This is a genomic window from Loigolactobacillus coryniformis subsp. coryniformis KCTC 3167 = DSM 20001 (assembly GCF_002706425.1).
In the GTDB taxonomy this organism is placed as follows: Bacteria; Bacillota; Bacilli; order Lactobacillales; family Lactobacillaceae; genus Loigolactobacillus; species Loigolactobacillus coryniformis.
In genome coordinates, this window is record NZ_CP017713.1 from 675899 (window position 1) to 697388 (window position 21490).

Annotated in this window: 22 protein-coding genes; 14 read left to right on the forward strand and 8 right to left on the reverse strand. The window is 42.2% G+C overall.

Features of this window, described 5'->3' with window-relative positions; genetic code table 11:
- Positions 1–73: 73 nt before the first annotated feature.
- Positions 74–526: a flavodoxin gene (locus LC20001_RS03255; RefSeq protein ID WP_003677192.1), complete on the reverse strand. Its 453-nt coding sequence runs from the start codon at positions 524–526 to the stop codon at positions 74–76.
- A gap of 241 nt (positions 527–767) precedes the next feature.
- On the opposite strand from LC20001_RS03255, the gene LC20001_RS03260 reads away from it, so the two are divergent.
- The 3 genes from LC20001_RS03260 to galU all read left to right on the forward strand — a co-directional run bounded on the left by LC20001_RS03260 (position 768) and on the right by galU (position 2659).
- On the forward strand, positions 768–1553 hold the full coding sequence (locus tag LC20001_RS03260) for a YihY/virulence factor BrkB family protein (protein WP_010010905.1): 786 nt from the start codon (positions 768–770) through the stop codon (positions 1551–1553).
- 36 nt (positions 1554–1589) lie between these two features.
- Positions 1590–1712 carry a hypothetical protein gene (locus LC20001_RS14670; RefSeq protein WP_258421010.1) on the forward strand — a complete coding sequence of 41 codons (123 nt, stop codon included), beginning with the start codon at positions 1590–1592 and terminating at the stop codon, positions 1710–1712.
- A gap of 62 nt (positions 1713–1774) precedes the next feature.
- Positions 1775–2659 (forward strand): UTP--glucose-1-phosphate uridylyltransferase GalU, encoded by an 885-nt coding sequence (gene galU, locus LC20001_RS03265; RefSeq protein ID WP_010010908.1) that lies wholly within the window; start codon positions 1775–1777, stop codon positions 2657–2659.
- 56 nt (positions 2660–2715) lie between these two features.
- On the opposite strand, the gene LC20001_RS03270 is transcribed toward galU, so the two are convergent.
- Positions 2716–3039: a heavy metal-binding domain-containing protein gene (locus LC20001_RS03270; protein ID WP_003677187.1), complete on the reverse strand. Its 324-nt coding sequence runs from the start codon at positions 3037–3039 to the stop codon at positions 2716–2718.
- Between the two features lie 56 nt (positions 3040–3095).
- Positions 3096–4493, reverse strand: coding sequence for a 23S rRNA (uracil(1939)-C(5))-methyltransferase RlmD (gene rlmD, locus LC20001_RS03275; RefSeq protein WP_010010910.1), 1398 nt, complete (start codon positions 4491–4493; stop codon positions 3096–3098).
- Between the two features lie 327 nt (positions 4494–4820).
- On the opposite strand from rlmD, the gene recX reads away from it, so the two are divergent.
- Complete coding sequence (gene recX, locus LC20001_RS03280; protein ID WP_010010911.1) at positions 4821–5621, forward strand: recombination regulator RecX; 801 nt, start codon at positions 4821–4823, stop codon at positions 5619–5621.
- A 125-nt stretch (positions 5622–5746) separates the two neighbouring features.
- The gene (gene ntdP / locus LC20001_RS03285) at positions 5747–6280 is read left to right on the forward strand and encodes a nucleoside tri-diphosphate phosphatase (protein WP_010010912.1); all 534 of its coding nucleotides are present in this window, start codon (positions 5747–5749) and stop codon (positions 6278–6280) included.
- A gap of 54 nt (positions 6281–6334) precedes the next feature.
- Here ntdP and LC20001_RS03290 read toward each other — a convergent pair whose 3' ends face one another.
- Positions 6335–6658, reverse strand: a complete 324-nt coding sequence (locus LC20001_RS03290) for a hypothetical protein (protein ID WP_010010913.1) — start codon at positions 6656–6658, stop codon at positions 6335–6337.
- Between the two features lie 35 nt (positions 6659–6693).
- Entirely contained in the window at positions 6694–7125 is a 432-nt protein-coding gene (locus LC20001_RS03295) for a GNAT family N-acetyltransferase (protein WP_010010915.1), read from the reverse strand.
- Positions 7126–7418: 293 nt separating this feature from the next.
- On the opposite strand from LC20001_RS03295, the gene LC20001_RS03300 reads away from it, so the two are divergent.
- The 5 genes from LC20001_RS03300 (at position 7419) to LC20001_RS03320 (ending at position 13266) form a co-directional block, all read left to right on the forward strand.
- A complete protein-coding gene (locus LC20001_RS03300; protein WP_010010916.1) occupies positions 7419–8546 on the forward strand; it encodes an AI-2E family transporter in 1128 nt (375 codons plus the stop codon).
- A gap of 86 nt (positions 8547–8632) precedes the next feature.
- Entirely contained in the window at positions 8633–9964 is a 1332-nt protein-coding gene (locus tag LC20001_RS03305) for a hemolysin family protein (protein ID WP_010010917.1), read from the forward strand.
- A gap of 52 nt (positions 9965–10016) precedes the next feature.
- Positions 10017–11615: a peptide chain release factor 3 gene (locus tag LC20001_RS03310; protein WP_010010918.1), complete on the forward strand. Its 1599-nt coding sequence runs from the start codon at positions 10017–10019 to the stop codon at positions 11613–11615.
- An 86-nt stretch (positions 11616–11701) separates the two neighbouring features.
- Entirely contained in the window at positions 11702–12376 is a 675-nt protein-coding gene (locus LC20001_RS03315) for a helix-turn-helix domain-containing protein (protein ID WP_035456673.1), read from the forward strand.
- Positions 12373–13266, forward strand: a complete 894-nt coding sequence (locus tag LC20001_RS03320) for an IS3 family transposase (RefSeq protein WP_035456720.1) — start codon at positions 12373–12375, stop codon at positions 13264–13266. Before LC20001_RS03315 ends, LC20001_RS03320 begins: the two co-directional genes overlap by 4 nt.
- A gap of 74 nt (positions 13267–13340) precedes the next feature.
- On the opposite strand, the gene LC20001_RS03325 is transcribed toward LC20001_RS03320, so the two are convergent.
- From LC20001_RS03325 to LC20001_RS03335, 3 genes are all read right to left on the reverse strand, one after another.
- Positions 13341–14450: a MucBP domain-containing protein gene (locus LC20001_RS03325; protein WP_010010921.1), complete on the reverse strand. Its 1110-nt coding sequence runs from the start codon at positions 14448–14450 to the stop codon at positions 13341–13343.
- A gap of 97 nt (positions 14451–14547) precedes the next feature.
- On the reverse strand, positions 14548–14823 hold the full coding sequence (locus tag LC20001_RS03330) for a DUF1827 family protein (RefSeq protein WP_010010922.1): 276 nt from the start codon (positions 14821–14823) through the stop codon (positions 14548–14550).
- 370 nt (positions 14824–15193) lie between these two features.
- Positions 15194–17428: an ATP-dependent Clp protease ATP-binding subunit gene (locus tag LC20001_RS03335; RefSeq protein WP_029507742.1), complete on the reverse strand. Its 2235-nt coding sequence runs from the start codon at positions 17426–17428 to the stop codon at positions 15194–15196.
- 229 nt (positions 17429–17657) lie between these two features.
- Between LC20001_RS03335 and LC20001_RS03340 the strand changes: the two genes are divergently transcribed.
- From LC20001_RS03340 to LC20001_RS03355, 4 genes are all read left to right on the forward strand, one after another.
- Positions 17658–17846, forward strand: coding sequence for a protein YkzS (locus LC20001_RS03340; RefSeq protein WP_010010924.1), 189 nt, complete (start codon positions 17658–17660; stop codon positions 17844–17846).
- A gap of 188 nt (positions 17847–18034) precedes the next feature.
- A complete protein-coding gene (locus tag LC20001_RS03345) occupies positions 18035–18301 on the forward strand; it encodes a phosphocarrier protein HPr (RefSeq protein ID WP_003677166.1) in 267 nt (88 codons plus the stop codon).
- The gene (gene ptsP, locus LC20001_RS03350; RefSeq protein WP_010010925.1) at positions 18301–20025 is read left to right on the forward strand and encodes a phosphoenolpyruvate--protein phosphotransferase; all 1725 of its coding nucleotides are present in this window, start codon (positions 18301–18303) and stop codon (positions 20023–20025) included. Before LC20001_RS03345 ends, ptsP begins: the two co-directional genes overlap by 1 nt.
- Positions 20026–20299: 274 nt before the next feature.
- A complete protein-coding gene (locus LC20001_RS03355; RefSeq protein WP_010010927.1) occupies positions 20300–21478 on the forward strand; it encodes a glycosyltransferase family 4 protein in 1179 nt (392 codons plus the stop codon).
- Positions 21479–21490: the final 12 nt, after the last annotated feature.

Genomic DNA, 21490 nt, shown 5'->3' on the forward strand with positions numbered 1-21490 from the left:
ATTAACTAATTTTTAGTCTTCAAACTCAGGACTAGCAGGAGTTTGAAGTTATTTGGGTACTTTCAACCTTTAGTTACATATCTGCTGCTTTTTCTGCTAAGCTTTTAGCAAAAGCTTCTAAGTGTTCAATGTCGTCTTCTTCGGCTTCGAGATCGACTTTAACGATATCGGCACCTTTTGTTGCACCAGTTTTTTCGAAAGCAGCTGCGAAATCATCAACCGATTTGCCAAAGCTGTCATCGTAGAAGGTATCGCCGGAACCACAGACACCATAAACCTTACCGCTAAGATCTTCATCTTGTAGATCTTCATAAAAATCAACGGCTTCATCAGGTAATTCGCCGTCACCATATGTATATGTTGCGACAATGCAGATATCAACGTCTGCGAAGTCTTCGGTATCAGCTTGTGAAATTTCACTAACGTCAACATCGACGCCTAAATTTTCCAAAGCCTCAGAAACAATATCGGCAATTTCTTCATTATTGCCGGTCATACTTGCATAAATAATTTTTGCACTAGCCATCTGATCGCTCCTTTAACTCATTGTTTTCGATTAACAAAATCCGGCGAGCGCCTGTTATTTAAGGTTGTTCGTCTATTTATTTGTTTGGTTCGATTCAGATTGATTATAGCAAAGATTCTGATAGATGAAAATGTTCCCGCGTGAATTAGTTCTGTTAGGAACCATTCTGCTTTCGTGCTAAAATAGGAAGGACGCTATTTTTTAGCGCGATTTTTTAGTGAAGGCGAGGCAACGATTGGCTATGAAAAAAGCGCAGCGACCGATTCCAATGAGTCGGCGGCAACGCGGCGGGCGCTTCATTTATTTACTGATGGCACAATTAAAAACGTCAGGAATCAATGATGCAGCTGTAGTGGTGGCTTTTTGGGAGTTACTATCGCTGTTTCCGTTAATTATTTTTGCGGGTAACGTGGTCCCATTATTACACATTGATGGTCAAAATATACTTGATTATGCAATCACTGCAGTACCACCAACGATTGCCAAACAGATTTTACCGATTGCAGAACACTTTATGCCTAAAAGTGGTAGTAATAATAGCTTGTTATCAATTGGGGCGATCGGGACTTGGTGGGCTGGTAGCCGCGGTATCAACGCGTTAAAACGGATGATGGATCGTACTTATGGTGTATTAGGACAACAAAACCCAATTTTGTTGCGGATGATCTCGCTGTTTATGACGGTTTTATTGGCGATTGCTTTAGTTGCGATCGTGGTCGTTTTCAGCTTTGGTCAACAGGTGTTGGATTGGATCACACCGCTATTAAATATTCCTGATACGTTGTCGAGTTGGTTCAGTACATTAAAATGGCCGGTAACGTCAGCGGCAGTTTTTTTGATGTTGGTATTGATCTACTATGTATTGCCGAATGTTAAATTACGTTTACGTAGCGTTCTGCCAGGAGCTTTTTTGACGACTTTTGGTTGGTTGCTATTATCACAATTATTTTCGTTATATGTGCGATACTTTGCTCAAACGGTGCTCAGTTACGGAACAGTCGGTTTCTTTATTGTTTTGTTGCTGTAGTTGGATTTTTCCGCCTGGATCATGATGTTTGGTGCGATGATCAACGTCGTTGTGCAGTACACCTTTTTTGGCGAAATTGGTCGCAATAAAGGCCGGATGCAACATATTCATTCGCCGAAAAAGGATGAAGCTGCCGATAAAGCACAAAATACGGTATAATAAGTGAGAAGAACAACCTGATTCAAAAAATTAAGCTTTGATCAAGGAGGAGTATTTTCATAATGAAGGTTCGTAAAGCAATTATTCCAGCCGCAGGACTGGGGACACGTTTGTTGCCAGCAACGAAAGCGATGGCTAAAGAAATGTTGCCGATCGTCGATGTGCCAACGATTCAATTTTTAGTCGAGGAAGCTAAGGCAGCCGGGATCGAGGATATCTTGATCATCACCGGTAAAGGCAAGCGACCAATTGAAGATCATTTTGACTCAGTGCCTGAATTGGAAATGGTTTTGAAGAATCGGCATAAGGATAAGTTATTGAAATTAGTTGAAAGTACCACCGATATCGGGGTACGGTTATTCTTTATTCGGCAATCTTATCCTAAAGGTCTCGGCGATGCAGTTCGTTTGGCTCAGGACTTCGTTGCCGACGAACCATTTGTGGTTATGCTCGGCGATGACATTACACAATCCAAGGTCCCATTGACTAAGCAGTTGATGAACGATTATGATAAAACCCACGCTTCCACGTTAGCGGTTATTAAAGTGCCGCATGATGAAGTTTCTAAGTATGGGGTCATTAAGCCCGTTGCGGAAACGGAAAAAGGGTTATACAACGTTCAAAGTTTTGTTGAAAAACCTAAACCAGAGCAAGCACCTAGCGATTTAGCTATCATCGGGCGTTACTTGTTTACACCGGAAATTTTTGATAGCTTAAATATTCAAAAACCGGATGCTGGCGGTGAAATTCAGCTGACCGATGCCATTGATCATATGAATAAAACCCAACGCGTATTTGCCCGTGAATTTACCGGCAAACGTTATGATACAGGGAACAAATTGGGCTACTTAACGACTAATATTGAATTTGGTCTGCAGCATCCCGAGATCAAAGACGAATTGTGCGATTACATTATTAAATTAGGGCATAAGTTAAGCCAAAAATAATAGGTAATAAAATAAACGTTCAAGTGATCAGAAGTGATCCTTGAACGTTTATTATTTTACTTGAATTTTACCGCAGTTCCATAAGCAGCAATGGTTTCCATACCGTCAGTGATCGAGTCGGAGTCAAAACGCATCATGACCACGGCATCAGCGCCTAAAGCAACTGCATTTTCACGGAGCCGCTCAATTGCTACATCACGCGCTTCCGTCAATAAATCAGTGTAAGCGTGGATCTCGCCACCAGCGAGACTCTTTAAGCCAGCACCAATATTGCGAGCAATGTTTTTAGATTGCGTGGTTAAGCCAAACACTTCGCTAATGATTTCATATTCATGCCCAGGAATGTGCTCAGTGGTGGTGACTAAAATTTTATCGGCCATAAAATCGCCTCCTAAGGAAATTTAAGTTTCAACCTAAGTTTATCATTGTAAGCGATTTAACGATAGATATTTCTTTTTTCTAACCGGACTACGGCTTCGACGCGTGCCGTTTGTGGAAACATGTCGATCGATTGAATATAGTCAACGGCATAGACTTCACTAAGACGGACTAAATCGCGGGCTAAAGTTGACGGATTACAACTGATATAGACAAATTTTTGTGGGCGACTATCAAGTATTGCGTGCAACAAAGCTTGATCTAAGCCAGTCCGGGGTGGATCAACGACTAAAGCATCAGGTGCAAAACCCGCGGCCAACCACTGTGGTAATAATTCCTCAGCCTTACCGACTTCGTATTTAGCATTATCGATGTGATTTAAGTTAGCATTTTCCTGGGCATCGGCAATTGCTGCCGGCACAATGTCCATACCGCGGACTTCGCTAGCGGTATCCGCCAGCGACAAACCAATCGTACCAACACCACAATAAGCATCCACTAAGCTTTCGTGGGGAGCTAATTGTAATGCTTCACGTGCTAGAGCATACATCTTAGCTGTTTGGGCAGGATTGAGCTGGAAAAAAGCACGAGCAGATAATTTAAAAGTCAGGCCGGACAGTGTTTCCGTAATATAGTCATCGCCGGCAAGATTGAAGGTTTCTTCACCCCAGATCAGCGAAGTTCGTCCTTGATTCAGATTTTGCATAATCGACGTGATCTGTGGCATTTTGGTGTGAATACGGCTCAGCAACTCACGTTTATGTGGTAATTTACGTGAATTGGTGATGAAAGTGAGTTGCAGGTGCCCAGTACTAAATGATTCGCGGACGACTAAGGTTTTGACGATACCAGAATTTTGTTCTTCATTGTAGATCGGTACCTTTAATTCTTCTAACAATGCCACTACATACCGAATAACTTGCATCGTGGCTGGCCGTTGCGTGCTAAAAGTTTTCAAATCGACTAATTGATGGCTATGTTCTTGATATAAACCGGCGGCAACATGACCGTTTAGTTCACGTACCTGGAACTGAGCCTTATTACGATATTCATATGGCTCAGCCATACCGATCGTTGGGAGTAGCTTGTAATGTTGATAACCGCGTGGCTTGAATTTTTCCAGCGATTGGCGAATAACATCGACTTTAAAGGCTAATTGAGCAGGGTAGCTTAAATGTTCTAGCTCGATACCACCAACATGACCATAGTAATCAGCGTCACGAGGCTCAACTCGCTGTGGACTTTTTTTACGTAGTGTATGAATTTTAGCGTTAACGTATTTGGGTGCCGTGGCAGTGACTTCGACTACAATGACTTCATCAGGTAAAGCGCCTTTTACGAAGACAATCGTCCGCTTGTAATAGCCGATTCCTTCACCGTTGATGCCGAGCCGTTTGATTGTCAAAGGAAAACGCTGGCCAACTTGAATGTCATGAAAATAAGTAATTTCTGGCATATTTGCCTCCTAGATAGATTTAAATAAAGTTTTTCGTTAAATTTGCTGTTTTAGTATAACATAGCTCAATTGGAGTACAAGCAACGCGAACAAACATTTGCATCTACTATTAGGCTTGATATAATGAAAATAGCTTAATGGAGAGTGTGACGTAAGACGCCCAGCTACTACGCCACAGTAGTGGTTGATTTTCGTACCGAAATAAAACCGCCAAGTTGAAACATGGCACACGTTTTAACTATATTGTTCGGAAGTGCAAAGAAGACGTCGGCCATAAATTACTTATGACACAACGTCCTAATTATGTAGGTAAGGAGGCGGTACGTGATGCCAACAATTACAAAAATTACGACGCAGAAACGTAAAGGACGCTACAATATTTACCTTGATGAGGAATATGCTTTTCCAGTCAGTGAAAGTGTGCTGATTAAGTTTCGCTTAACTAAAGGCATGGAAGTGCCTGCGGAATTGCGCGCTGAGATCGATACCGCTGAGGCTCATGCACAAGCCTATCAGTTAGCACTAAATTATTTGTCGTATCAATTGCGTACAGAGATGGAAGTGCGTATCTACCTAAAACAACACGATATTCCAGTGGCGGTACGGCAACAAGTCATTCAACGCTTGTATGAACTAAATCTCTTGGATGATGCCGGATATGCGGCTAGTTATGTGCGCACCGCGATGCGCACCAGTGATAAGGGCCCCCAAGTGATTCGAACCAAATTACGCGAAAAAGGGGTCAAACCAGAATTGATCACTAATGCTTTGGATTTATTTACTACTAATGATCTACTGGCTAACGGGTTGAAATTAGCTGAAAAATTAGCTAAACGCTATCGGCAACAAAGTTTTCAGAATCGGCAACAGAAAATTCGACTAGGTCTACGGCAAAAAGGATTTGATGCTGATGTGACTAATCAAATTATTAGTCAGCTAGAATTAGTTCGGGATGACGATACAGAATGGGCAGCACTAGTTGAACAAGGTGAAAAAGTTTGGCGGAAAACAGCACGCTACAGTGGCTATGAACGGAAACAAAAGGCTAAGCAGCAACTTTATCGTAAAGGATTTGCATTGGATCAAATTGATCACTTTTTAACTGAAAAGCAAGCTGAAACAGAATAATCGAGCGCGTTTACTGAAAATCTAGGAATAAAGTTTCGTCATTTGCAGTAAACTTTGATATAATGTTCATGATAATTCGGTGTTATCAACTTCAACGTAATGAACGTCAGAAAGTAGGTTAGCGCATGCGTATTCCGAAAGAAGGGGAATCGGTCGCGATCCAAAGTTATAAACATGACGGAAGTTTACACCGGACGTGGCGTGACACGATGATTTTAAAAACATCGGAGAACGAGATAATTGGTGTTAATGATCATACTTTGGTAACGGAGTCAGATGGACGGCGATGGCTAACGCGGGAACCGGCAATTATATTTTTCCACCGACATTATTGGTTTAATGTCATTGCCATGATCCGTGATAACGGGGTTTCTTATTATTGTAATCTGGCCTCGCCGTTTGTATTAGACCGTGAAGCACTGAAGTATATTGATTATGACCTGGATGTCAAAGTTTTTCCGGATGGCGAAAGAAAATTATTGGATGTCGATGAATATGAAGCCAATAGCAAACGTTGGCATTACTCCAATGCGACAGACAAGATTTTGAAGGCTAATGTCAATATCTTGGTCGATTGGTCTGATCACCATAAGGGACCTTTCTCGCAAGAATATATTGATATTTGGTATCAACGTTACCTGGAACTTGCCCACCGGTAAGCGGAAGTCAATTGGATCTATGCACAATAAAAAACGACTAAGACGATTTTTGTCTTAGTCGTTTTTTTGCGCTGGTTGTTGAACAAAGCGAACATATAAAGCACTGATCGCCAGGGTAAATAGTAGCCGGCCAATAAAGTAAGTTAAGGTGATCTGACCATTGAGCGCGAGTCCGTTAAGCAGCGCGCATACCAGTAGACCAACGATTCCGCTCCAGAAAAACCAGCGACTAAAATGAGTTAAGTATAAAAGTAGGGCAAAGCCTAAATTAACAACCATCAGTGGCACAGAAAGTTCACCCATAATACCGCTGGTAAGCGCGCCGATCAACATACTGAGCGCGTATAAATAGATTAAAATTTGAGTCATCAACCGCATGGTTACTGGCTCCTTTCATTTTGCTTGAGCGTATGCTAATCAAGTTTTTTTTGCATTTCATGATGGGGGATACCAGCGTCTAAAAAGCCAGGTCGTGCGGTTCGACTGAAGCCTAATCGTTCGTAAAAACCTAATGCATGATCTTGTCCACCTAAAGTCAGTGTTAAACGATCGTGTTGGCGGGCATAATCTTCTAACGCGGCAAATAATTCACGCCCATAATCGTGACCGCGGTGCTCGCGTAAAATAGCCACGCGTTGAACGTGATAGCCGCCAGCTTCAGGTAATAAACGGGCTGTAGCGACTGGTTGCTGCCCAATGTAACCGACAAAATGAATCGTTTTGTCTTCATTTTCAATTTCTAAATCGATCGGCACGTGCTGCTCTTGTACAAAAACAGTTTTGCGGATCGCAAGTGCGTCGTGATAAATCGGACTATTTAAATCAGTAGTTTGGCGAATTTCCATAAGTACGCTCCCTATTTTAAAATAAGTATTGGTTTTGCTGACTAAGCTAGCAGCGTAGATTTGAACGACAATTTAAGGCGGCTGTGCAGGCTTAAATAATCGCTGTACGCTGTTGGTTGTGTATTAAGTTTGGTAGAATGATTATAACATTATCTACAAAAACTGGCGGCGCTAATTTATTGATTTTGGATGAAGTCTAGCGTTAGCTACCGGTTAAACTTTACGTGGTTTTAACACTCACGCTAACCATTGATTAACCCAAATTTAAATTTAATGGATAAGGAGCTTTGCTGATGTTTGAACAGATTCGTCATTCACGGCTGATGTTTTGGTCACTAGAATTGTTGATCGTGGCGACTTTAATTTTCATGTGTACAAAGATCGGCTTCATTTTTTCACCGATTGGCACATTTATTGCCACCTTATTTGTACCGATCCTGATCTCGGGATTTTTATTTTATCTATTTAATCCACTGGTCAAGTTGTTAGGCCATCTGAAAATTTCTCGTAATTGGGCAATTTTGATCGTATTCGTCATTTTCTTTGGCGGTTTGGCTTTGATCATCTGGGCGGTGATCCCTAACTTGGTCAATCAAATCACCCAGTTACTGAGTAATTTACCAACGGTTGCGAAAGATATGGAACATCTAGCTAAAAGCTTGATGAAGAACCCGCTTTTAAAAAAGGTGGATCTGGAAAAAGCAATCACCGATATGAACCTTTCGTTTAGCAGTATCATGCAATCTCTGTTAAAATATTTCACCAGTAGTATCGGTTCAGTTGTTGGGACGGTGACTAGTGTTGCGGTGACTGCAATCACAATTCCGGTGATGCTGTTTTATATGTTGAAGGATGGACATCGCTTGATTCCTAATGTGCAGCGGCTACTTCCGGCAAAGTATCGAGCTGAAGCTACTGATCTGTTGTTAAAAATGGGCGACACGATCTCCTCGTATATCGCCGGCCAACTGATTGAATGTTTGTTTGTTGGCGTCTTTACTTTTCTTGGTTACCTATTGGTCGGGATGCCTTATAGTTTCTTACTTGGTTTTATTGCCGGTTTGTGCAATATTATGCCGTATGTTGGTCCGTATTTTGGTATTGCACCCGCATTGATCATTGCGGTGACGGTTTCGCCAATGATGGTAATTTTAGTTGTGGTGATCGTCGTTGTTGTTCAGCAGATCGATGGTAACTTTGTTTACCCCAATGTGATCGGGCGCACGCTGTCGATCCATCCGCTGACAATCATTGTATTGTTGTTAGTAGCTGGTAATATTGCTGGCTTGCTGGGAATGATATTAGCCATTCCGTTTTACGCCATCGTCAAAACCGTCGTGCAATATTTCTGGGGAATTTACCAATTGCGTGAACAAGCCAAAATTGCGGAAGTGTCACCGAAAAGTCATGATCAGTTATAAGTAATAATTAACAAGGGAAAATTGAAAAATACCGGGTTTCATGCTAAGATTTGACAATAGATGAAGTGATCGGAGTGGATGTGTCGATGAGTTCTGACCCGGATAGTCATATATGGGGACAGTTGATCGTATTAATTGTTTGTTTAGTTTTAAGTTTGTTGTTTGCAACGTTAGCATTTTTAATGACTGACGTATCAACGCAGCGCTTAGACGAGGAAGCAAAAACGGGTGATAATAAAGCTGCCCGTGTTTTAAAATTACTGCAACGACAGGCGACTGTTTTGGTGGCATTACGCAGTTTTACGGTGGGCACCGAATTGATTGCCAGTGTGACGCTTTTTAACTTAGTTCGCACTTGGTTGCCAATAACGGGAACGGGTATGGTCGTTGTGTGGCTCGTCATTTTTGTGTTCGCTATTTTGCTATTATTGGTGATTGCCAATTTATTACCGCAGCAAATTGCGTTACACAATCCTGAGCAACTAGCTAAACGCTATAGTGGCATCATTTTAAGCTTGCAACGTATTTTACAGCCGTGGTCGTGGTTGCTATTATTCATTACGCGGGGATTGGCACGTTTGCTGGGCTTACCATTTCATAATGAGGTCAAGCGTGAGTTAAGCCGTGAAGAAATGATTGAAATGATCGAGCACGGTTCTAAATCTGGTGCGATCGAAGCCGATGAATTTCAAATGTTTGAAGGCATTATCGATATGCAGGATAAAATGGCACGTGAGGTGATGGTGCCACGGACGGATGCCTTTATGTTAAATATTGAGGATGACGATGCGGCTAATATCAAGCAAATCTTGGAGCAAAATTATTCACGGATCCCGATCTATCGTAGTGATAAGGATAAAGTGATTGGTGTCGTCCACATCAAGAAGTTATTGCAGCGGGCCCACCAAGTCGGTTTTGCTAATGTCAAAATCGCTGACGTGATGCAAGAACCATTGTTTGTTCCAGAAACCATCATGATCGACCGTTTACTTTATGAATTTAAGAAAACACAAAATCAATTGAGTATTTTACGTGATGAATACGGTGGTTTAGTCGGTTTAGTTTCAATCGAGGATCTATTGGAAGAGATCGTTGGTGAGATTGATGATGAAACTGATGAAGCCGAAGTTTTGTACCGACAGATTGATCCACGGCATTATGTCGTTAAAGGAAATATGCCGTTAGATGATTTTAATGAGTTATTTGCTACTGAAATTGATAGTCCAGATGTGGATACGATTGCTGGTTATACCTTAGCTGAATTAGGCACTATTCCTGATCTTGGTGAGCAGTTAACTTTAAAATTAACGAATGGCATTGAATTACAAACTGGGGCAGTTGAAGGTTCACGTTTACTTGAGGTGTTGGTGACTTTACCTGAAGATAAGCCGGCTACCCCCGCAAAAGCAGAAGAGTGAAACAACTAGAATTCGAGTCGCTGACTCGAATTTTTTATGGAAGGAAACGATTATGGATAAAAAAGAATTAACAACGGCGGTTGACCGGCGGCGGACTTTTGCAATTATCTCCCATCCTGATGCTGGTAAAACGACGATCACGGAGCAGTTATTGCTTTTTGGTGGCGTCATTCGTAAGGCGGGTACGGTCAAGGGTAAAAAATCAGGACAATTCGCTAAATCTGATTGGATGGAGATCGAAAAGCAACGTGGGATCTCGGTAACCAGTTCAGTCTTGCAATTTGATTATCAAGGTAAACGGATCAATATTTTGGATACGCCTGGGCATGAGGATTTCTCTGAAGATACGTATCGGACTTTGATGGCCGTCGATTCTGCGGTGATGGTAATTGATGCGGCTAAGGGAATCGAACCACAGACAAAGAAGTTATTTAAAGTTTGTCGGATGCGCGGTATTCCAATTTTCACTTTTATGAATAAATTAGATCGTGATGGTCGTGAACCTATGGATCTGATCGATGAATTAGAAGAATTATTGGATATCGAGGCATTTCCAATGAATTGGCCAATCGGTATGGGAAAAGGCCTTGAAGGTTTATACGATATTCATAAACAACGTGTTGAGTTATACCATGAAGACGCAAACGGACAGCGTTACTTACCAGTCGATGAAGACGGTCAGATTGTTGGTGAACATCCGTTGAAGAAGGAATCGATTTATCAGCAAGCGTTGGAGAACGTTCAGTTATTACTGGAAGCCGGTAATAAATTTGATGCAGATAAAGTCGCCCGTGGGGAACAAACACCAGTCTTCTTTGGTTCCGCATTAACCAACTTTGGGGTCAAAACATTTCTGGAAAGCTACTTAGAGTATGCGCCAGCACCAGCGGCACATAAAACACAAGCAGGTGACATGGTGGCACCAACTGCGGATAACTTCTCCGGTTTTGTTTTTAAGATTCAGGCGAATATGAATCCTAATCACCGTGATCGGATTGCTTTTATTCGAATCTGTTCCGGTGAATTTGATCGCGGCATGGATGTGACGTTACAGCGGACCCAGCGTAAATTACGTTTGGCCAATTCAACGGAGTTTATGGCGGATAGCCGTGAAAGTGTTGAAACGGCAGTGGCAGGCGATATTGTTGGTCTATATGATACGGGGAACTTCCAGATTGGCGATACGATCTATACCGGTAAGCAAAATATCCAGTTTGAAAACTTACCTCAATTTACGCCGGAATTATTCGTTAAGGTTACCGCCAAGAACGTGATGAAGCAGAAGTCGTTCCACAAAGGAATGGAGCAATTGGTTCAAGAAGGTGCCGTGCAACTTTACCGGACCTATACGACCAATGATTATGTACTAGGTGCCGTCGGCCAATTGCAATTTGAAGTCTTCCAATTTCGGATGAAGAATGAATATAATTCGGATGTTGTGATGGAACCGATGGGTGAAAAAATTGCCCGTTGGATCGATCCTGAGCAATTAGACGAGAAAATGTCCTCGTCACGGAACCTTTTGGTACGTGATCGTAGTGGGGCACCATTGTTCTTGTTTGAAAATCAATTTGCTGAGCGCTGGTTCAAACAGAAGTATCCCGATATTAAATTAACGGAAAAACTGTCTACGGATACTGTCGGGGCATAATAAAAAATCGTAGCCTTGCGATAATCCCTTTGTGGTTGTTAGATGAAATACAATAATTCATCTGATGATTATGGAGGGATTTTTGTATGTCCAGATCTAAGTTCACAGTTCTCGAGAAGCTCAATTTAATTGAAGATTATCAGCAGTCGGGGCTCCCTAGGGCTACTTATGAAAGGCGGCATGGGATCGGTAAAGATACACTTAGAAGTTGGTTGATACGTTATCAAAGAGATGGTCTAGAAGGTCTGCAAGAAGCAAAGAAGAATATTCACTATAGTAAGGAGCTGAAGCATACAGTTGTCTTTGCGTACTTAAATGGAGAAGGTACATTTGGTGAGTTGGCGGACAGATATGGTCTGCGTAACGCTACCCAAGCACAAAACTGGGTTACCAAGTATAATGAGGACAAACCTTTGACGGCATCGCCGTCCAGAAAGCGGGTCCCCACTATGCCTAAGAAGACAACTTTCGAAGAACGAATTGAAATCGTTGAGTACGTAGTCAAACATAAACATTCATACGCTGAGGCCGCAGAGCACTTTCAAGTCTCCTATCAGCAAGCACGATCTTGGGTGCTTAAGGCCAAGAACGGTGGTTATGAGGCCCTCGTCGATAACCGTGGTCATCACAGGGACGAGTCTGAATTGACTGATCTCGATAAGGCAAATCTTCGCATCCGCCAGCTGGAAGCTGAGCTTAAAGATAAAGAATTGGTGGAACAATTCGCAAAAAAATTGCTGGAACTTCAGCGCAAGGGGTGAATAAACAGCATCAACTGGCCTACGTCGCAATCAAAGAGGTCAGTCAAGGCAAGCGCGGTGCGCTTACCAAGTTATTAGCTGTTGTCGGCGTAAGCCGGCAGGCTTACTACAAAGGCTTAAAGCGTGAAGAAACAGCTTGGGAAGTTCGTGATCGTCAACTCAAGGAACGGATACAATACTGGTTTGATTTCCATCATCAGAGCATCGGTGCTGGGAATCTCTTAGTGAATCTACAGCATGATGAATCGATTACGTTTGAAGTGACCTATAAAATGGTTCGGCGTGTGATGCGAGAGCTTGGACTGAGGTGTCAGATTCGAGTCAAGAAACACAGTCGTCAAAAAGCTAGTGAGCAGTACGTCCAAGACAATGTCTTAAACCAAAATTTTGATACGGACGCGCCTAACAAAGTTTGGTTGTCCGACTCGACTGAATTGAGATTCGGCCCGAATGGTGAATACAAAATTCGACTGAGTGGCGTTCTTGATCTCTATGGACGCCTTCTCTTGGCACACAACCTTAGCATTACCGAAACCTCAGCTGCGGAAATCGAAGTGTTTCAACGTGCATTTGATCGTGTTGGAGACGTTCATCCATTGATTCATACGGATCGCGGCTCAGCTTATACATCTGGTGCCTTCAACAACTTTCTAGGCCGTTACGATGTGATACGCAGTATGTCTCGTCCAGGCACACCATACGATAACGCGCCGATGGAACGTTGGTGGAATGAGTTTAAATTGCGTTGGATGGAGCGTCATCCGATGCCTAAGACCCTTCAAGAACTCGAGAAGCTGGTTGAAGAAGGTATTGAATACTTTAATCACCACAACCGTTCGGCACAAAGAAACGGCCTCACTCCAGATGAATACTGGAATGAAGCCGCTTAGAAACAGATTCAATTTTTTATTATTTCATCTGTCAACTTGACAGGGCCTAGTGCACCTATAAAGGTTACGATTTTTTATTGCAGTCGTTTAATTGGCGATGTGAAGTCATGACCGGCTGATAGTAAACGTAGATAATGTTCTTCAAGCCAAGTATGATCCTCCAGTTCATACCACACACTGTTGTTCGATAGGATCAAACCATGAATGATGTTGACGATTTGCCCATGTTGCAAGTAATTCGCCGCATCGCCATAAGGCTGTGTCCAAGTACGTAAGGAGCGCTGTGGAATGAAATCGACGACCGCGCGCCGTGAACCCGGAATAACCGCTGCTTGTTGAAATAGTGGGGCCGCAATTACTTGCTGCTTTGGCTGCTGATAGTATTCAACACGTTCCGTATGGTCAGTTGCGATCCATTGTCCGCCTAAGTCATACCAAGTTTGCCGATCGGTGGTTTGAACTTTTTGGTAAACGCGCCAAATGGTATTAGTTGGTAGCTGTTGTGCTAATGCTGCCTTACCAGGTTCACGATAACTGGTAACTGGCATCGTTAGACGCACAAAGCCAGTTAAGTAACGATTAGCCCACCGAATGACTCGTGGTCGATAAGAATAAGTCACGATTTGTGTTTGTTCGCTGAAATGGCCTACCTGATTGGTAGTCACATGTTGAACGCGATAAAGTTGCGAATCGAGAAAATGGGTTTCATAATGTTGCCCCAGCTGCCCAACTAAATATTCTGGTGGTGTCAGTAAGTGATGATTTTCGTCAAAGTGAAAAACGATAACTGGCGCCGCTGGTTGTTGAGCGTAAATTAACTGGATAATGGCCCGTGGATAAACAAAATAACCATGATAATTTTCGATTCGGCTAATATAATAGTCATCAAATTGATGGACCGTGAATTTGAAAGCTTGGCCGCGCACGCCACTAATAATCTGTGGTTTAGCTAAGCGTTCACCGGTTTCTGTAAAGTAAAAAACGATCACAAAAGAATCGGGCTGAACATGAATACTAGGTTGATGATGACTTGAAATTGGCAGATAGGCTTGGCGAGTTGGTGAGGGTAGTAGAATTGGCCGCCGCCGCGCAATTGGTTGATAATCTGGTCCCATCGGTAGCTGTGCAGTTGCAACTTGCTGCTGAGGGTTAAAGAAAGCTTTGAGTCGTTTTAAAAAGTTCACTTGATTTAACCCTCCTATCTTTCTTTTTGCTTGGCTTTTTTAATACGTTCAGGCTGAGTTAGTGGTATAAACTAACTTAGCAATAGATTTCAAAATACTAGTGATTTAATGAAATTTCGGCTAATTTTTCGGAAGTGATCACGTTAAGCCCCGCTCGTGTCCGTTGTGCGAGTTGTTCAAGAACAAAATCAATCTCTGCAGGAGTAATGTTACGCTGTCGATTCGTTAATAGAATCTCGTCGTGGGTAGGGGCTTTTGAAAAGATAACTAATGTATCGGTCAAAGAAAAAATTTGTACACTAGTGGCATCGGTATTATTTAATTGACTAGTAACTAAGTTTTCGTAATCGGTAGTAACCTCTTGTAGTTGCATTAACGCGCACTTCCTTTATTAATATTTAGCGCTGATGAACCTAAATAATGATGACACTTACATTATAGTGGAATTTCACCCAAAACAAAATAAAATTCACGATAAAAGCATAATCGATCAGTTTTATTTACAAAAAAGGAGTGTGATATAAGGTGCCCAGCTACTACTTCACAGTAGCAGTTGATTTTCATACTGAAAATCCTTGATGTTTCGGACGTTGACCATTCTTGTGGTAAAAAACTTGCCGCAAGAAACATGGCAAGCGGAAAAAGTTGCCTTATGTCACACGTTTTGGCTATATTGTTTGGAAGTATAAAAAAAGAGTTGCGACATAAATTACTTATGTCGCAACTCTCTTAATCAACTGGCGCTAGTCGTCAGTTTTTTTATCTTCTGTTTTTGGTGTTGGTTCTGTTGGTTGGTAGGGACCAATTACGATTTGATCATCCTTAACGTTAGCCGATAACGACTTGGTCTCTGCATGATCCAAATAATAATCAGCGATTCGATCTTCGATTTGTTCTTGGATCACACGCCGTAATGGCCGTGCCCCCATTGCAGGGTTATAACCTAAGTCAACTAATTTTTCTTTAGCTGGTTGAGTGACGTGAATCGTCAAACCTTGATCAGCGGTCATCTGATTAACATCGTTCAACATTAAATCAACGATCTGAATCAAATCTTGTTTCTTCAACGCATTGAATTCAATAATATCGTCGAATCGATTTAAGAATTCAGGTTTGAAGTAATTAGATAATTGATCCAAAATTGAATGCGTGTTGCCAGAAGCAGAGGCACTGAAACCAACATTTGCTTCAGCGTCGCCCTGACCGGCATTAGACGTCATAATAATGATCGTATCCTTGAAGCTAACAGTCCGTCCTTGCGCATCGGTCAAGCGACCATCATCCAAAATCTGCAGGAACATATGCATAACATCAGGATGGGCTTTTTCGATTTCATCTAATAGGACCAAACTATATGGGTTACGCCGAACCTGTTCAGTTAATTGACCAGCTTCTTCGTAACCAACATAGCCAGGAGGTGAACCGATTAATTTAGACACTGAGAATTTCTCCATATATTCACTCATATCAAAGCGAATCATTGAATCCTCAGAACCAAATAGTTCAACTGCTAATTGCTTAGCCAATTCTGTTTTCCCGACACCAGTTGGACCAACGAAGAGGAAGGAGCCAATTGGCCGGCCAGATTTATTGAAGCCAATCCGGTTACGCCGAATTGCCCGAGCAACTTTATCAACCGCTTCAGTCTGGCCAATTACATGACTGTCCAAATCAGAAGCTAGAGTTTTGAGTTGCTTTTGTTCCTTACTGCGTAATTCACCAACAGGGATGTTTGTCTTTTCTTCAACGATCTGTTCCATGTCTTTAACACTAACTGCAGGTGTTTCTTCAGTGGACGTGTCGTCTTTTTGCATTTTTTCTAACTTGTTGACTTGGTCACGGTAATAAGCCGCTTTTTCATAGTCTTCTTGTTTCAATGCTTGTTGCTTTTGTTCTTCTGCTTGATCCATTTTTTCCTTGATCACTTTAGGATCAACGGTATCGATCGTTAAGTTCTTACGTGAACCAGCTTCATCGAGTAAGTCAATGGCCTTATCTGGCAAGTAACGATCCTGGATGTAGCGATTAGAAAGATTAGCAGCAGCTTCGATGGCTTCATCACTATATTTAACGTGATGATAGTCTTCATATTTCTTCTGTAAACCTTTCAGGATTTGAATCGTTTCTTCAACGGTTGGTTCATCGACCCGAACTGGTTGGAACCGCCGTTCAAGTGCGGAATCTTTTTCAATTTTACGATATTCATTTAGCGTCGTGGCACCCATTAATTGGAAATCTCCACGGGCAAGAGCTGGTTTCAAAACATTACCAGCATCCATACCGCCTTCAGCGTTACCGGCACCCATGATTTCATGAATTTCATCAATAAAGAGGATCACATTCGTATTTTTACGGACTTCATCCATTAATTGTTGCATCCGTTGTTCAAATTGACCACGGATACCAGTGCCTTGAACCAAAGAAACAACATCTAAACGAATGACTTCTTTACTTTGTAGTTTTTGTGGTACCTGACCGGCAACGATTTTTTGGGCTAGGCCTTCAACAACGGCTGTTTTACCAACCCCAGCTTCGCCAATTAGAACAGGGTTATTTTTCGTCCGCCGATTAAGGATCTCGATCACACGAGAAATTTCTTTGTCCCGGCCGATAACGGGATCGACTTTACCTTGGCGGGCAAGGTTAGTCAAATTGATCCCAAATTGAGCCAACAAGCCACCGCCGTTTTTATTGTTGCCACGGCCACCACCATTACGTCCAGCTTGAGTTTGCGGACCTTGTTCGAAACCCATTTGCTGGTTGGCATCCATGCCACCTTGACCCATAGCACGGAAAATGTCATCTAAATTACTAAAGCCAAAAGGATCACTAGGGCCTGCATTACGCACTTGGCCGCCTTGCTGCTGCTTTAATTGCTGATAACAATTCTGGCAGAGATCGATTTGCTTACGGGCGCCATTCACATTTGTGTACAAGTGAATCGTTGCCTCGTTTTTGCGACAATTTTGACACAGCATAGATCGCTTCACAACCTTTCGTACGAGTTCTGTATCGTAGCTCATTCTAAAAGATCAAAATTCGTTTGACCAACTTTGACCTTCAAACAGTATTATACCCCCCGACTTCTGAAATACAAGTGTTTGGCTCGCTTTTTTAGCAGAAAAATTTTTGAGTGCTAATTTGCGCAACTAAAAAATTTCGCTTACAATGTCAGTTTAGTATAGGTAAGGAAATGAGGCAAAAATTATGACCGATTATTTAACCCAGATCAAAGAATTAGCAACCGGTGAACGTAAGCAGATCGAGGTGAGACAAGCTGATTTTTACGCATTTCGGCGTGCTTGGTTGGAATTTCCACAACGGAAAAGTATTGTCGGTGAAGCACAGCGTGGTGGCGATGTCATCTATCATTTTGAAAAAGGGACTGAACAGTAGTCACATATCAATTTTCATACCAGTTTGCAAGCAAAAACGTCGGTAACAAGCCGGAAAATGGGCAAAAAAGGTTGTCGAACCGGTTGAAAAATGGTAGTCTTAAATGTTGAAAGGGCGACCTTGTTTTGTTGTCGATTAAAAGGAAAACCCTAACATAACTTTTAAACGCTAAAGGAGAATGATCAATCATGGAAAAACGCGATTTTCATATTATTGCTGAAACAGGTATTCATGCTCGTCCAGCTACATTGTTAGTACAATCAGCAAGCAAATTTAACTCAGATATCAACTTGGAATATAAAGGCAAGTCAGTTAACTTGAAGTCCATCATGGGTGTTATGTCACTTGGTGTTGGTAAAGATGCTGACGTTACAATTTCAGCTGAAGGTGCTGACGAAGCAGACGCCATTGCTGCAATTGCAGATACAATGACTAAGGAAGGTTTATCAGACTAATGACGGAAATGTTAAAAGGGATTGCTGCTAGTGACGGCATTGCTCGCGCAAAAGCCTACTTGCTTGTTCAACCTGATTTATCATTTTCTAAAAAGTCGATCGACTCGGTTGATGGTGAAGTTGCTCGTTTACAGGCGGCAGTGACAGCTTCAACAGAAGAACTACAAAAGATTCGTGATATTGCCGTCAAAAGCTTAGGTGAAGAAGAAGCTCAAGTATTTGATGCACACATGATGATTTTGGCTGATCCAGAATTTGTTGGTGCAGTTGAAACCGGCATTAAAAATGATAAAACCAATGCTGAACAAGTATTGCATGACGTTTCAACACAATTTGTTGAAATGTTTGAGGCAATGACTGATAACCCGTATATGCAAGAACGGGCAGCTGATATCCGCGATGTAACTAAGCGGGTTATGAGTCATTTATTAGGCGTAACTTTACCTAATCCTGCTTTAATCGATGAAGAAGTTGTTATTATTGCGCATGATTTGACACCAAGTGATACTGCGCAATTAAATCGTAAATACGTTAAAGGTTTTATCACTGACTTAGGCGGTCGGACCAGTCATTCAGCAATTATGGCACGCTCATTGGAAATTCCTGCAATCGTAGGGACGGAAAAAGCGACTGAAGTTGTGAATGAAGATCAGATGGTTATTGTTGATGGTAATACCGGTGACGCTTTACTTGATCCATCAGATGCTGATATTGCTAAGTATGACCAAGCAGCTAAGGACTTTGCGGCCCAAAAAGCTGAATGGGAAAAGCTAAAGAATGAACGGACTGTCACTAAAGACGGTAAGAATTTCATTACGGCAGCTAATATTGGTACCCCTGATGATGTTGTTGGTGCAACTGATAATGGTGCTGAAGCGGTCGGTTTATTCCGTTCTGAATTCTTATATATGGATTCAGCAGAATTACCAACTGAAGATGAACAATTCGAAGCTTATAAAAAAGCGCTCGAAGGGATGAATGGTAACCAAGTCGTTGTCCGGACAATGGATATCGGCGGGGACAAGCATTTACCTTATTTACCATTACCAGAAGAAATGAACCCATTCTTGGGTTACCGTGCAATTCGGATCAGTCTTGATCGTCAGGATATTTTCCGGACACAGTTGCGTGCTTTGTTGCGTGCATCTAACTACGGTAACTTAGCAATTATGTTCCCTATGATCGCAACCGTTAGTGAATTTAAGCAAGCGCGTGCAATCTATGATGAAGAACGGGCTAAGCTAGTTAAAGCTGGTACACCAGTTGCCGACAAGATCGAAGTCGGTATGATGATGGAAATTCCAGCAGCTGCTGTTATTGCGGATAAGTTAGCTAAGTATGCTGATTTCTTCAGTATTGGTACTAACGACTTGATCCAATATTCAATGGCTGCTGATCGGGGTAACGAACATGTTTCCTACCTATACCAACCTTATAACCCATCAATTTTACGTTTGGTTAAGCGGATCATTGATGCAGCGCATGCTGAAGGTAAATGGGCAGGTATGTGTGGCGAAGCTGCTGGCGACCCAATCATGGTACCATTATTGTTAGGCATGGGCTTAGACGAATATTCAATGAGTGCAACTTCAATCTTGAAGATTCGTAGCTTAATGCGGCAATTGGACACTAATGATATGAAAGCTTTGGCGGATAAAGCATTAACTGATGCGGAAACCAACGAAGCTGTCATTGCATTAGTTAAGTCAGTTACACAAGCTTAATTAACGTACAGAAGCGTCGAGTAATCGGCGCTTTTTTTGTGGATTGAAAGCTGTTGCGGACCGGTGACTGAAGGGGCTGACGCTTTTTTCTTATTGTTAGACGGATTACTGAGGAAAAACTCAGACTTTTGTGTGATTATTTTTTAGCTTTGTTTGGTTATAATTAGGTAACGTTGATTGGAGTGGGGGATTAAGGTGGCTGTTATTTGCGCTTTGGTTGCATTCCCACTATAATTAATCCAATAGACTGGTTTGGAAAGAAGGCAAATTGCGCGTGAACATTGGTATATTTACAGATACATACTTTCCACAGGTAAGTGGGGTTGCGACTTCGATCAAGACACTTCGTGATGAGCTTGAGCGTGAAGGGCACTCCGTTTACATTTTTACAACAACCGATCCGCATGTGGATAAGGACGAATTTGAACCGAATATTTTCCGATTTGCGAGCGTTCCTTTTGTTTCTTTTACCGATCGGCGAATTGCGGTACGCGGCTTATTTCATGCTTATCAGGTCGCACGTGATCTAGATCTTGATATCGTCCATACCCAGACTGAATTTTCGATGGGCTATATCGGTAAATTTGTGGCTAAAAATTTAAAAATTCCGTGCGTGCATACGTACCACACGATGTACCAAGACTATCTTCATTATATTTTAAATGGGAAGTTATTGCGGCCATACCACGTTAAGCAGGCAATGCGCGCTTATTTACATCATATGTATGGTGTGATTGCACCTAGTGAGCGTGTCGTAGCGACATTACAAAGTTATGGTGTTAAATCACCGATGCGCATCATTCCCACGGGGATCGATATTTCGCAATATGAAAATCCAGTTCCGGTTGAGTGCCGTAAGAAGTTAGGTATCAGCCCGGAGACACCGGTATTACTCTCGCTTAGTCGAGTAGCATATGAGAAAAATATTCATGAGATTATCGCGGCGTTACCACAAATTTTAGTTAAACAACCCACCGTACAATTAGTGATCGTTGGTGATGGGCCGGCGCGGGCTGATTTAGCTCAACAAGCGGAACAATTAGGGATTGCTGATCATGTTATTTTTACGGGTGAAGTACCCAATGATCATGTATCAGCGTACTATCACATGGCTGATCTATTCGTTTCGGCTTCGCACTCTGAATCGCAAGGGCTAACTTACGTTGAAGCGATGGCCAGTGGGTTAAAGGCGGTGGCAGCGGCCAGTCCGTACACTAATGAATTGTTGGATGATCCAGCGATCGGCACGACCTTTGAAAGCCAAGTGGAAATGGTCCATCAGATTTTGAATTATTTAGCTCATCCACAAAGTTACTCAGATCCAGCACCACGACAACAAAAGCTTTACTCGATTTCGGCGGAGCATTTTGCCGAGCAAGTAGTTCGTTTTTATCAAGATACACAGGTTTACTACGCTGAACGCCACCGCGATTCCGCGGATGTTAGCGATTAACAGCAATCTTTT

Excerpts from the sequence above, each read along its gene's own strand:
- LC20001_RS03260 (WP_010010905.1), top strand. The coding sequence starts at position 768 with ATGAAAAAAGCGCAGCGACCGATTCCAATGAGTCGGCGGCAACGCGGC.
- rlmD (WP_010010910.1), bottom strand. The coding sequence starts at position 4,493 with ATGCCAGAAATTACTTATTTTCATGACATTCAAGTTGGCCAGCGTTTT.
- LC20001_RS03310 (WP_010010918.1), top strand. The coding sequence starts at position 10,017 with ATGGATAAAAAAGAATTAACAACGGCGGTTGACCGGCGGCGGACTTTT.
- LC20001_RS03270 (WP_003677187.1), bottom strand. The coding sequence starts at position 3,039 with ATGGCCGATAAAATTTTAGTCACCACCACTGAGCACATTCCTGGGCAT.
- LC20001_RS03315 (WP_035456673.1), top strand. The coding sequence starts at position 11,702 with ATGTCCAGATCTAAGTTCACAGTTCTCGAGAAGCTCAATTTAATTGAA.
- galU (WP_010010908.1), top strand. The coding sequence starts at position 1,775 with ATGAAGGTTCGTAAAGCAATTATTCCAGCCGCAGGACTGGGGACACGT.
- LC20001_RS03255 (WP_003677192.1), bottom strand. The coding sequence starts at position 526 with ATGGCTAGTGCAAAAATTATTTATGCAAGTATGACCGGCAATAATGAA.
- recX (WP_010010911.1), top strand. The coding sequence starts at position 4,821 with ATGCCAACAATTACAAAAATTACGACGCAGAAACGTAAAGGACGCTAC.
- ntdP (WP_010010912.1), top strand. The coding sequence starts at position 5,747 with ATGCGTATTCCGAAAGAAGGGGAATCGGTCGCGATCCAAAGTTATAAA.
- LC20001_RS03345 (WP_003677166.1), top strand. The coding sequence starts at position 18,035 with ATGGAAAAACGCGATTTTCATATTATTGCTGAAACAGGTATTCATGCT.
- ptsP (WP_010010925.1), top strand. The coding sequence starts at position 18,301 with ATGACGGAAATGTTAAAAGGGATTGCTGCTAGTGACGGCATTGCTCGC.
- LC20001_RS03290 (WP_010010913.1), bottom strand. The coding sequence starts at position 6,658 with ATGCGGTTGATGACTCAAATTTTAATCTATTTATACGCGCTCAGTATG.
- LC20001_RS03330 (WP_010010922.1), bottom strand. The coding sequence starts at position 14,823 with ATGCAACTACAAGAGGTTACTACCGATTACGAAAACTTAGTTACTAGT.
- LC20001_RS14670 (WP_258421010.1), top strand. The coding sequence starts at position 1,590 with ATGATCAACGTCGTTGTGCAGTACACCTTTTTTGGCGAAATTGGTCGC.
- LC20001_RS03295 (WP_010010915.1), bottom strand. The coding sequence starts at position 7,125 with ATGGAAATTCGCCAAACTACTGATTTAAATAGTCCGATTTATCACGAC.
- LC20001_RS03340 (WP_010010924.1), top strand. The coding sequence starts at position 17,658 with ATGACCGATTATTTAACCCAGATCAAAGAATTAGCAACCGGTGAACGT.
- LC20001_RS03300 (WP_010010916.1), top strand. The coding sequence starts at position 7,419 with ATGTTTGAACAGATTCGTCATTCACGGCTGATGTTTTGGTCACTAGAA.
- LC20001_RS03335 (WP_029507742.1), bottom strand. The coding sequence starts at position 17,428 with ATGCTGTGTCAAAATTGTCGCAAAAACGAGGCAACGATTCACTTGTAC.
- LC20001_RS03305 (WP_010010917.1), top strand. The coding sequence starts at position 8,633 with ATGAGTTCTGACCCGGATAGTCATATATGGGGACAGTTGATCGTATTA.